Below are 12,068 nucleotides of genomic sequence, written 5' to 3' on the forward strand. Positions count from 1 at the left end.
TTAACAGATAATCCTCTTCAGGTTTTGCCCGCACATCGCGGTAGCAACCCTCATTCAGCCATTATTGGCCCGCATAAAACAAAAAAACCTGATACCGCCGCCGTAGGGGCAATATCAGGTTTTGCCTGCTGTCGCAGTCACAATCCGTTTAAACCACCCTGAGCGTTTAAGCTCAGGAGTGGGCGTTGATTGTTACGCGATAAAATGAATAACTCAAACGGGCAGATTGTTAATTGTGACGATAATCTCAGCAATCTCGCTGCCACGAGATAAATCATATCTAATTCTGATAAAGCCATTTACCAGAATTAGACAGAATGATTATTACTCTTTCGGATCTTTGCCGGCGAGCAGTTTATCCAGCTCATCGCCGCCAACGTGACGGAAATCCTGACCTTTGACGAAGTAGAAAATATATTCGCAGATATTCTGGCAGCGGTCGCCAATACGCTCGATGGAGCGCGCGCAGAACAGCGCGGTCAGGACGCTGGGGATAGTGCGCGAGTCTTCCATCATGTAGGTCATCAGCTGGCGTACGATGCCTTCATACTCCTGGTCGACTTTTTTATCTTCGCGATAGATACGTACCGCTTCGTCGAGATCCATACGCGCAAACGCATCCAGTACGTCATGCAGCATCTGCACCGTGTGACGGCCCAGCGATTCGAGGCTCACCAGCAGCGGCTGGTGCTGCTGGGAAAACTTCTCCAGCGCGGTGCGGCAGATTTTATCCGCCACGTCGCCGATGCGTTCCAGCTCAGCGATAGTCTTGATGATCGCCATCACCAGGCGCAGGTCGCTGGCGGTCGGCTGGCGCTTGGCGATGATGCGCACGCAGGCCTCGTCGATCGCCACTTCCATCATGTTGACCTGCTTGTCGCCGTCGATGACGCGTTTCGCCAGATCGCTGTCCTGGTTATGCATGGCGGTGATCGCATCAGAAAGCTGTTGCTCCACCAGCCCACCCATGGTCATCACCTGGGTGCGGATATACTCCAGTTCAGCGTTGAACTGGCCGGAAATATGTTTGTTAAGATTTAGGTTGTCCATGGTGTCTCCTGATTGCCCAACTGGTGAGAGCCTGAAAGCACAAGGGCAAATCAACCGTAGCGGCCAGTAATATAATCTTCAGTTTGTTTCTTTGCGGGCTTGGTGAACAGGTCGTCCGTGTTGCTGAACTCAATCAGCTCGCCAAGATACATAAATGCCGTATGGTCGGAGCAACGCGCAGCCTGCTGCATGTTGTGAGTCACGATAACGACGGTGTAGTCCTGTTTCAGCTCGGTGATCAGCTCTTCGATACGCCCGGTGGAGATCGGGTCCAGCGCGGAGCACGGCTCATCAAGCAGCAGCACTTCCGGGCGGATCGCGATACCGCGCGCGATGCACAGACGCTGCTGCTGACCCCCGGAGAGAGAATACCCGCTCTGGTGCAGTTTATCTTTGGTTTCGTTCCATAATGCGGCTTTGGTCAGCGCCCACTGCACGCGCTCGTCCATATCGGCACGGGACAGCTTTTCAAACAGGCGCACGCCGAAGGCGATATTGTCATAAATGGACATCGGGAACGGCGTTGGTTTCTGGAACACCATGCCAACCTTAGCGCGCAGCAGGGCGATATCCTGGGTGTTGGTCAGAATGTTGTCGCCATCCAGCAGGATCTCGCCTTCCGCGCGCTGCTCCGGATACAGTTCGAACATTTTGTTGAACGTGCGCAGCAGGGTGGATTTACCACAGCCTGACGGACCGATAAACGCCGTCACCTGGTTTTTGGTGATATCCAGGTTGATGTTCTTCAGGGCATGGAATTTGCCGTAGTAGAAGTTCAGGTTACGAACTGAAATCTTACCCGGAGCTGTATTCACCATACTCATCTCTATCTCTTCCTCATTCAGCGCAGCATTCGCTGCGCCGCAAAAAATTAACCGTGTTTCTTCTTGGCGAAGATAACGCGCGCCAGGATGTTCAGCAGCAAGACGCACAGGGTGATAATCAATACCCCGGCCCATGCCAGTTGCTGCCACTCCGCAAACGGACTCATGGCAAATTTGAAAATGGTCACCGGCAGGTTAGCAATCGGCTGCATCATGTCGGTGCTCCAGAACTGGTTGGACAGCGCAGTGAACAGCAGCGGCGCCGTTTCCCCGGCGATACGGGCGATAGCCAGCAGGATCCCGGTCATAATCCCTGAGACGGACGCTTTCAGGGTGATCGCCGAGATCATCTTCCACTTCGGCGTCCCCAGCGCATAGGCCGCTTCACGCAGGCTATCCGGCACCAGCTTCAGCATGTTTTCGGTGGTACGAATAACGATAGGCACCTGCAGCAGCGCCAGCGCGATAACGCCCGCCCAGCCCGAGAAGTGCTGCATCTGCGCCACCACGATGGTGTAGACAAACAGGCCGACCACGATAGACGGCGCGGAAAGCAGAATATCGTTGATAAAACGGATGATTTCCGCCAGCACCGATTTGCGGCCATACTCCGCCAGATAAATTCCGGCAAGGATACCCAGCGGCGTACCAAAGACGGTTGCCCACAGGATCAGCAGGCCGCTGCCGGCGAGGGCGTTAGCCAGGCCACCGCCCGCCGTATTCGGCGGCGGCGTCATTTCGGTGAAGAGCGCCAGACTCATGCCATCGAAACCGCGGGTTATCGTCGCCATCAGGATCCAGATAAGCCAGAACAAACCAAACGCCATGGTCGCCATCGACAGCGCCAGAGCGATACGGTTCTTCATACGACGTTTGGCCTGCATCTTGCGACGGGACTCCGCCAGCTCGGTAGAGGTTTGCAATTCAATGGTCGCCATTAGCGTGCCCCCTCATTCTTCGCGAGGCGCATAATCATGAACTTAGACGCGGCCAGAACGATAAAGGTGATAACGAACAGGATCAGGCCCAGCTCCATCAGCGCCGCCACGTGCAGGCCGGTTTCCGCTTCGGCGAACTCATTAGCCAGCGCGGAGGTAATACTATTCCCTGGCATATACAACGAGATGCTGTCGAGCTGGTAGGTGTTGCCGATAATAAAAGTTACCGCCATGGTTTCACCCAGCGCGCGGCCCAGACCGAGCATCACCCCGCCGATCACCCCATTCTTGGTGAACGGTAAGACAATGCGCCAGATCACCTCCCAGGTGGTGCAGCCGATGCCATAGGCCGACTCTTTCATCATCACCGGCGTCTGTTCGAAAACATCACGCATGACCGCGGCGATATAAGGGATGATCATGATGGCCAGAATGACGCCAGCGGCGAGAATACCGATACCAAACGCCGGGCCGGCAAACAGCGCGCCGACGAACGGGATGGTCGACAGGACGTTACCGACCGGCTCCTGGAAGTAAGTCGCAAACAGCGGGGCGAAAATAAACAGGCCCCACATGCCGTACACGATACTCGGGATTGCCGCCAGCAGCTCAATCGCAATGCCCAGCGGACGCTTGAGCCAGGCGGGGGACAGTTCGGTCAGAAACAGCGCGATGCCAAAGCTCACTGGGACGGCGATCAGCAGCGCGATAAAGGAGGTCACCAGGGTTCCGTAAATCGGTACCAGCGCGCCGAAGATTTCGTTGGGCGCATCCCACTCTTTGGTCCACAAAAAAGCAAAGCCAAACTTTTGAATGCTCGGCCAGGAAGAGATGATCAGGGAAACGATGATGCCGCCCAGCATCAATAGCACAATCAGCGCAGCCAGTTTTACCAGCGCACTGAAAATCATGTCACCCTTTTTCCCCGGAGGGGTAAATGCAGGCTTGGTTGCAGCCATAGATTACTCTTTACGTATTAAAACTTGTTCGAATAAATGCCCGGTGGCGTTCGCTCCCGGGCCTACAGTCTGAACCGTAGGGCGGGCAGCGCCTGAACGCCCCCGCCATCTTCGTCAAAAATCTACTGTTAGTACAGCGCTTTACCGCTGCTGTCTTTGACGTTGGTTTTCCATGCCGCGCGAACCTGCTCTACCACGCTTTCCGGCAGCGTCGCGTAATCCAGCGCATTCGCTTCTTTCCCGCCGTTTTTATACGCCCAGTCGAAGAACTTCAGCACTTCAGCGGTCTGTTCCGGCTTGTTGGTCGCCTTATGCACCAGGATGAAGGTGGTTGAGGTGATCGGCCATGCATTTTCGCCTTTCTGGTTGGTCAGGTCCTGAGCGAAAGACTTGCTCCAGTCAACGCCTTTTGCGGCGTTAGCGAAGTTGTCTTCAGTCGGGCTAACCGGCTTGCCGTCGGCAGAGACCAGCTTGGTATACGCGAGGTTGTTTTGCTTGGCGTAAGCGTATTCAACGTAACCAATCGAGCCCGGCAGACGCTGAACAAAGGCGGCGATACCGTCGTTGCCTTTACCGCCCAGGCCGGTTGGCCAGTTAACGGTAGAGCCGGCGCCGATTTTCGATTTCCACTCTTCATTCACTTTGGACAGGTAGCTGGTGAAGACGAAGGAGGTACCGGAACCATCGGCGCGGCGGACCACGGCGATGTTCTGCGACGGCAGCTTCAGGCCCGGGTTGAGTTTAGCGATCGCTGCGTCATCCCATTTTTTAATTTTACCCAGGTAGATATCACCGAGGGTTTTGCCATCCAGCACCAGTTCGCCGGATTTCACGCCAGGCAGGTTAACCGCCAGTACCACGCCGCCAATCACGGTCGGGAACTGGAACAGACCTTCCTGGGTCAGTTTGTCATCAGCCAGCGGAGCATCAGAAGCACCGAAATCAACGGTGTTGGCAATAATCTGCTTAACGCCACCAGAGGAACCAATACCCTGGTAGTTCACTTTATTGCCGGTTTCTTTCTGATAGGTGTCAGCCCATTTGGCATACACCGGCGCAGGGAAAGTTGCGCCTGCGCCAGTCAGGCTTGCTGCTGCGAAGGCAGAGAAAGCGCTCATCGATAAGGTCGCGGCGACAACTGTTGCGACGGTGGTACGCATAACGTTCATAATGTCTCCTGCTGGGATTCGTAAATCATTGTTTCGAGGCTATGGTGAGCAAAATAGGTCAAAGAGGTGACAGTAAAATGTACTAATTATGACAGTTTTATGACAGGCAGAAAGAAGGGATTTTACAGCAAATAATAAATATATAACTCAGATAGTTATCTGTAATCATGACCGTGCAATGACAGAATAATTTTCTTTTTATGACAGCGAAATCGGACCGCAAAACGTTCGTTTGTCACCTACCGCCAGCCAAAATATTTCGCGCAAGTTCGGTAATAAACAGCAGGTGAAAATAAAAAGGGCCGCCGCCGGCAGCCCTTTGCAAGTAATGATGGTTTTACTCAACCGTTACCGATTTCGCCAGGTTACGCGGCTGGTCAACGTCAGTGCCTTTGATCAGCGCGACGTGATAAGCCAACAGCTGCAGCGGTACCGTATAGAAGATAGGGGCGATCGTCTCTTCGACATGCGGCATCTCGATGATGTGCATGTTGTCGCTACCGTTGAAGCCGGCTTCACCGTCGGCGAAGACATACAGCTCACCGCCGCGGGCACGAACCTCTTCGATGTTGGATTTCAGTTTTTCCAGCAACTCGTTGTTCGGCGCCACCACAATCACCGGCATTTCCGCATCAATCAGCGCCAGCGGGCCGTGCTTAAGCTCGCCCGCCGCATAGGCTTCCGCGTGAATGTAGGAGATCTCTTTCAGCTTCAGCGCCCCTTCCATGGCGATCGGGTACTGATCGCCGCGGCCAAGGAACAGCGCATGGTGCTTATCAGAGAAACGCTCCGCCAGCTGCTCAATACGCTTGTCCTGGGAGAGCATCTGCTCAATACGGTTCGGCAGGGCCTGAAGGCCGTGCACGATATCATGCTCGATAGACGCATCCTGACCTTTCAGTCGCGCCAGCTTCGCCACCAGCATCAACAGCACGGTTAGCTGAGTGGTAAAGGCTTTGGTCGAGGCCACGCCGATTTCCGTTCCGGCTTTGGTCATCAGCGCCAGATCGGACTCACGCACCAGTGACGAGCCCGGTACGTTGCAGATAGCCAGCGAGCCGAGATAGCCCAGCTCTTTCGACAGACGCAGCGCCGCCAGGGTATCGGCGGTTTCACCCGACTGGGAGAGGGTGATCATCAGGCTATTGCGACGCACCGCGGACTTGCGATAGCGGAATTCCGAGGCGATTTCTACATCGCACGGGACGCCAGCTAATGCTTCGAACCAGTAACGGGAGACCATCCCGGAGTTATAGGAAGTCCCGCAGGCAACAATCTGAATATGTTCAACCTGAGCCAGCATTTCATTGGCGTTCGGCCCCAGCTCGCTGAGATCCACTTCGCCATGGCTGATGCGCCCGGTCAGGGTGTTCTTAATCGCGTTCGGCTGCTCGAAAATCTCTTTCTGCATATAGTGGCGGTAGATACCTTTATCGCCAGCGTCATACTGCAGATTGGATTCGATCTCCTGGCGTTTCACTTCCGCGCCAGATTTATCGAAAATCACCACCGAGCGGCGAGTGACTTCGGCAATATCGCCCTCTTCGAGGAAGATAAAGCGGCGGGTCACTGGCAGCAATGCCAGCTGGTCGGAAGCGATAAAGTTTTCGCCCATTCCCAGGCCAATCACCAGCGGGCTACCGGAGCGAGCCGCCAGCAGGGTTCCCGGGTCACGGGTATCCATGATCACCGTACCGTAGGCGCCGCGCAGCTGTGGAATAGCGCGCAGCACGGCTTCACGCAAGGTACCACCTTGTTCCAGCTCCCAGTGCACCAGATGGGCGATAACTTCGGTATCGGTCTCGGTGACGAAGACATAGCCGCGAGACTGCAGCAGGGCACGCAGCGGCTCATGGTTCTCAATGATCCCGTTATGGACCACCACAATGTGTTCAGAAACATGCGGATGCGCATTGCTCTCGGACGGTTCGCCGTGCGTCGCCCAGCGAGTATGGGCGATCCCGGTACCACCATGTAACGGCTGCTCTTCTACCGCCTGAGCCAGCATCTGAACTTTACCCAGGCGACGCACGCGGGTCATATGACCTTCGCTGTCGACCACCGCCAGACCGGCAGAGTCATACCCACGGTATTCCAGACGACGTAAACCTTCGAGAAGGATTTCAGCAATATCACGCTGCGCGACTGCGCCAACAATTCCACACATAGTTAAATTTCCTGATAATGGCGATATGCCATGCGTTGTCGCTGACCTGTATTTGCCCGTTTTCCGGGCGCCCCGAGCCTTGTAGAGAGTGGGGTTATTGTTATGGTACTGCCTGCGGACGGGGGTCTATATTGACCCTCTCATCCTGGTTCGCCGGGCATATTTCCCCGGCGATAATCCAAATTATTTCTTCTTCACCGGACGCTGCCAGCCCTGTTTGTGGACCTGCGGTACGCGGCTCAACACCAGTTCGTTATCGGCGATATTGCGCGTGACGGTGGTCCCGGCGGCGATAGTGACGCCGTTGCCTACCGTGACGGGCGCCACCAACTGGGTATCCGAGCCGACAAAGACATCATCGCCAATAATCGTTTTATGCTTGTTCGCACCATCGTAGTTGCAGGTGATGGTGCCCGCGCCGATATTGACGTTATCACCGATCTCCGCATCGCCCAGATAGGTCAGATGACCCGCCTTGGAGCCTTTCCCGAGACGCGCTTTTTTCATTTCCACGAAGTTGCCAACGTGGGCGCCTTCCAGCAGTTCGGCGCCTGGACGCAGACGGGCAAATGGGCCGATGGTGCAGGCAGCCTGCAGCTGGGCATCTTCCACCACGCTATAGGGGCTAATTTCGCAGTCATCGCCGATGGTGCTGTTTTTGATCACGCAGCCGGCGCCGATTTTCACACGATCGCCCAGCACCACATTGCCTTCCAGAATAACGTTAGTATCGATCTCCACATCGCGCCCGTGCTGCAGCGTACCGCGCAGATCGAAACGCGCCGGATCGCGCAGCATCACGCCCGCCAGCAGTAATTTTTCTGCCTGCTCAGCCTGGTAGACGCGCTCCAGGCGCGCAAGCTGCAGGCGATTGTTGACGCCTTCGACTTCGCTCAGGCGCTGCGGATGCACCGCGACGATCTCGCGCCCTTCCTGATACGCCATGGCGATGATATCGGTGATGTAGTATTCGCCCTGAGCGTTGTTATTGGTGAGCTTCGCCAGCCAGCGCTTGAGGTCTGCTCCGCCGGCGATCAGGATCCCGGTGTTGATTTCCTGGATCTGGCGCTGGGCCTCGCTGGCATCTTTGTGCTCAACGATGCCCGTCACCTGGTCATTTTCACGGGTAATGCGGCCGTAGCCCGTTGGGTCATCCAGCTTCACCGTCAGCAGACCAATGCCACCCAGTGGTTTCGCGGCGCGCAGGCGCTGTAGCGTCTCAACCGAGATCAGCGGCACGTCGCCATAGAGCATCAGAATGTCTTCATCATCATTGAAGAAGGGTGCCGCCTGCTGCATAGCGTGTCCGGTTCCGAGCTGCTCAGCCTGCAGCACCCAGTTCAGGTTGTCTTCATGGAGGGTCTGACGCAGCAGATCGCCACCGTGACCGTACACCAGATGCACCGCACATGCGCCTAAATCGTTAGCGGCATCAATGACATGCTGCACCATTGGCTTCCCGGCCAGGGTATGCAGCACCTTAGGAAGATCGGAATACATGCGGGTCCCTTTGCCTGCGGCAAGGATAACCACGCTCATCGCACTATTTGACATACTCATCCTGACGGTAGTTAGAACGGAAAGTAAAAGCCTTTCACGTTGAAATTTCTACATATTTTTCATCATAAAACGAGACGTGGAGAAAACGCCCAAGCCCGCGGTTATACACCATTTTATGACGCTATTTTTAACCACTGCAAATCAGTTTAACGCTGAAAAAGGGGGGTGGGGAGGGTAATCATTGACTATCTCACTGCTTTTGCTGTTTTTTCGCCACCTGAATAAAGCGGCAGAGCGCGGCCCTATTGGCGGAGATTAACAGGAGATGAGCCGACTGAGTGTAAATCAGCCGCAGGCAGGGGAGAGCTGAAGTGATTGGTGGCATCAATAAAATACAAAAGGCCACCGTCAGGTGACCTTCATTTACCGGTTGCACACCGCCAGTGTTGTCGTTTTGATGGGCGATACGTCGTGCAAGCCGGGGAATAGCGCGTGGCTTAGAAGCTCAGTACGCTGAATTTGGCGATGATTTTATGGAACAGTTTCATGATGATTTCCTGACGCAGGTGCAGTTGATAACGCTCTTTTATGTGACATACATCACAAAAATAGAGTCTACGCCTCATCATTTAACTAATCAATAACAATTAAGGGTGGATCCTGTTTTCACTTTATCCACTCGCCAGCCGCTGGCCATAAAAAAAGCCAGCCTGGAAACCAGACTGGCTTTTTACGTTCAAGCCGGTGTTACATCGCTTTTTTGGTCAACTCGATAACGCGCAGTTTAGCGATCGCTTTGGCCAGTTCCGCAGACGCCTGAGCGTAATCCACATCGCCATGGGAGCTCTTAATGTGCTCTTCGGCTTTGCGTTTCGCTTCCAGCGCTCGCGCTTCGTCGAGGTCCTGACCGCGAATTGCGGTATCCGCCAGAACGGTCACGCTGCCAGGCTGCACTTCAAGAATGCCGCCAGACAGATAGATAAACTCTTCATGACCGTGCTGTTTAACGATGCGAATCATACCAGGCTTAATGGCGGTGAGCAGCGGCGCGTGTCCCGGGTAAATACCCAGTTCACCTTCGCTACCCGTTACCTGGATTTTTTCGACCAGACCAGAGAACATTTGTAACTCTGCGCTGACGACGTCCAGGTGGTAAGTCATTGCCATATCACCCTCCGATTAAGGCGTTAAAGTTTTTTGGCTTTTTCCACGGCTTCGTCGATGGAACCGACCATGTAGAACGCCTGCTCTGGCAGGTGATCGTATTCGCCTTCCATGATGCCTTTAAAGCCACGGATAGTGTCTTTCAGCGCCACGTATTTGCCCGGAGAACCGGTAAAGACTTCTGCTACGAAGAACGGCTGGGACAGGAAGCGCTGGATCTTACGTGCGCGAGCTACCACCAGTTTGTCTTCTTCAGACAGTTCGTCCATACCGAGGATGGCGATGATATCTTTCAGTTCCTGATAACGCTGCAGGATGGACTGAACGCCACGCGCGGTGTCGTAGTGTTCCTGACCAACAACCAGCGGATCCAGCTGACGGCTGGTGGAGTCCAGCGGGTCAACGGCCGGGTAAATACCCAGGGAAGCGATCTGACGGCTCAGTACTACGGTTGCATCTAAGTGAGCAAAGGTAGTGGCTGGGGATGGGTCAGTTAAGTCATCCGCCGGTACGTATACCGCCTGTACGGAGGTGATAGAACCGGTTTTGGTGGAGGTGATACGTTCCTGCAGAACGCCCATCTCTTCCGCCAGAGTCGGCTGATAACCTACCGCTGAAGGCATACGACCCAGCAGTGCGGATACTTCAGTACCGGCCAGAGTGTAACGATAGATGTTATCGACGAACAGCAGAACGTCACGACCTTCGTCACGGAATTTCTCAGCCATGGTCAGGCCGGTCAGCGCAACGCGCAGACGGTTTCCCGGCGGCTCGTTCATCTGGCCGTACACCAGGGATACTTTATCGATAACGTTGGAGTCGGTCATTTCGTGGTAGAAGTCGTTACCCTCACGAGTACGCTCACCGACGCCCGCAAACACAGAGTAACCGGAGTGCTCGATCGCGATGTTACGGATCAGCTCCATCATGTTTACAGTTTTACCTACACCCGCACCACCGAACAGACCAACTTTACCGCCCTTCGCGAACGGACACATCAGGTCGATAACTTTGATACCGGTTTCCAGCAGTTCCTGAGAGCTGGAGAGCTCTTCATAGGAAGGTGCTGCGCGGTGGATAGCCCAACGCTCTTCTTCACCGATGTCGCCTTTCATGTCGACCGGCTGACCCAGGACGTTCATGATACGACCCAGTGTTGCTTTACCTACCGGGACTTCGATTGGGTGCTCGAGGTCTTTTACTTCCAGACCGCGGCGAAGACCATCGGAAGAACCCATGGCGATGGTACGAACGATACCGCCGCCGAGCTGCTGCTGAACTTCCAGCACCAGAACTTCTTTACCATTCTGCACCTCAAGAGCTTCGTACACGCGCGGTACGGCATCCTGAGGGAATTCGACGTCAACTACGGCGCCGATTACCTGGACAATTTTTCCAGTAGCCATCTTGAATCCTCTACGAATTAACCTGGTTATACCGCGGATGCACCACCGACGATCTCGGTGAGTTCCTGAGTAATGCTGGCCTGTCGAGCTTTGTTGTATACCAACTGCAGCTCTTTAATCAGGCTGCCGCCATTGTCGGTCGCGGCTTTCATCGCCACCATACGTGCGGCCTGCTCGCTGGCCAGGTTTTCTACCACGCCCTGATAGACCTGAGATTCGACATAACGACGCAGGAGGGTATCCAGCAGCGCTTTCGGATCGGGTTCGTACAGGTAATCCCAGGATTTACGTTTCAGATCAGCGTCTTCTGATGCCGGTAACGGCAGCAGCTGAGTGATCGTCGGAACCTGAGACATGGTGTTAATAAATTTGTTGCTGACAACGTACAGCTTGTCCAGACGGCCTTCATCATAGGCCTGCAACATCACTTTTACCGGGCCGATCAGTTCGGACAGGGAGGGGTTATCCCCCATACCGGTCACCTGTGCAACCACGTTACCGCCAACGGCGTTAAAGAAAGAGACGCCCTTAGAGCCGATCATTGCGAGGTCGCACTGAACGCCTTTATCGGACCATGCTTTCATTTCCGCCAGCAGTTTCTTGAACAGGTTAATGTTCAAGCCGCCGCACAGACCACGGTCGGTCGACACCACCAGGTAGCCCACGCGCTTAACGTCGCGTTCTTCCAGGTAAGGGTGCTTATATTCCAGATTACCGTTCGCAAGGTGACCAATCACTTTGCGCATAGTATCTGCGTAAGGACGGCTGGCCGCCATACGCTCCTGCGATTTACGCATTTTGGAAGCGGCGACCATCTCCATCGCTTTAGTGATCTTTTGCGTGTTCTGGACGCTTGCGATCTTACTACGTATCTCTTTTGCGCCGGCCATG

At 54.7% G+C, this 12,068-nt stretch carries 10 protein-coding genes; all 10 read right to left on the reverse strand.

Translation table 11 applies throughout. The annotated features are described in order from the left end of the window. Window positions 1-324: 324 nt before the first annotated feature. Window positions 325-1,050, reverse strand: coding sequence for a phosphate signaling complex protein PhoU (gene phoU / locus NKJ21_RS11170; RefSeq protein ID WP_004145007.1), 726 nt, complete (start codon window positions 1,048-1,050; stop codon window positions 325-327). Window positions 1,051-1,100: 50 nt separating this feature from the next. Further along, on the reverse strand, window positions 1,101-1,874 hold the full coding sequence (pstB, locus tag NKJ21_RS11175; protein ID WP_004145006.1) for a phosphate ABC transporter ATP-binding protein PstB: 774 nt from the start codon (window positions 1,872-1,874) through the stop codon (window positions 1,101-1,103). Between the two features lie 47 nt (window positions 1,875-1,921). Further along, window positions 1,922-2,812, reverse strand: a complete 891-nt coding sequence (gene pstA, locus NKJ21_RS11180; RefSeq protein WP_008806730.1) for a phosphate ABC transporter permease PstA — start codon at window positions 2,810-2,812, stop codon at window positions 1,922-1,924. Next, window positions 2,812-3,771 (reverse strand): phosphate ABC transporter permease PstC, encoded by a 960-nt coding sequence (gene pstC / locus NKJ21_RS11185; protein WP_004145004.1) that lies wholly within the window; start codon window positions 3,769-3,771, stop codon window positions 2,812-2,814. Before pstC ends, pstA begins: the two co-directional genes overlap by 1 nt. Window positions 3,772-3,899: 128 nt before the next feature. Beyond that, window positions 3,900-4,940: a phosphate ABC transporter substrate-binding protein PstS gene (pstS, locus tag NKJ21_RS11190; protein WP_012543307.1), complete on the reverse strand. Its 1,041-nt coding sequence runs from the start codon at window positions 4,938-4,940 to the stop codon at window positions 3,900-3,902. 337 nt (window positions 4,941-5,277) lie between these two features. Continuing rightward, a complete protein-coding gene (gene glmS, locus NKJ21_RS11195; RefSeq protein ID WP_008806727.1) occupies window positions 5,278-7,107 on the reverse strand; it encodes a glutamine--fructose-6-phosphate transaminase (isomerizing) in 1,830 nt (609 codons plus the stop codon). Window positions 7,108-7,290: 183 nt separating this feature from the next. Next, entirely contained in the window at window positions 7,291-8,661 is a 1,371-nt protein-coding gene (gene glmU / locus NKJ21_RS11200) for a bifunctional UDP-N-acetylglucosamine diphosphorylase/glucosamine-1-phosphate N-acetyltransferase GlmU (protein WP_016162025.1), read from the reverse strand. A gap of 693 nt (window positions 8,662-9,354) precedes the next feature. Further along, window positions 9,355-9,774 carry a F0F1 ATP synthase subunit epsilon gene (locus NKJ21_RS11205; RefSeq protein ID WP_008806724.1) on the reverse strand — a complete coding sequence of 140 codons (420 nt, stop codon included), beginning with the start codon at window positions 9,772-9,774 and terminating at the stop codon, window positions 9,355-9,357. A gap of 20 nt (window positions 9,775-9,794) precedes the next feature. Then, entirely contained in the window at window positions 9,795-11,177 is a 1,383-nt protein-coding gene (gene atpD / locus NKJ21_RS11210; RefSeq protein ID WP_008806723.1) for a F0F1 ATP synthase subunit beta, read from the reverse strand. A 26-nt stretch (window positions 11,178-11,203) separates the two neighbouring features. After that, window positions 11,204-12,067 carry a F0F1 ATP synthase subunit gamma gene (gene atpG, locus NKJ21_RS11215; RefSeq protein ID WP_008806722.1) on the reverse strand — a complete coding sequence of 288 codons (864 nt, stop codon included), beginning with the start codon at window positions 12,065-12,067 and terminating at the stop codon, window positions 11,204-11,206. Between the last annotated feature and the right edge of the window lies 1 nt (window position 12,068).

This window comes from Klebsiella sp. SWET4 (assembly GCF_024296565.1).
GTDB classification, from domain to species: Bacteria; Pseudomonadota; Gammaproteobacteria; order Enterobacterales; family Enterobacteriaceae; genus Klebsiella; species Klebsiella variicola.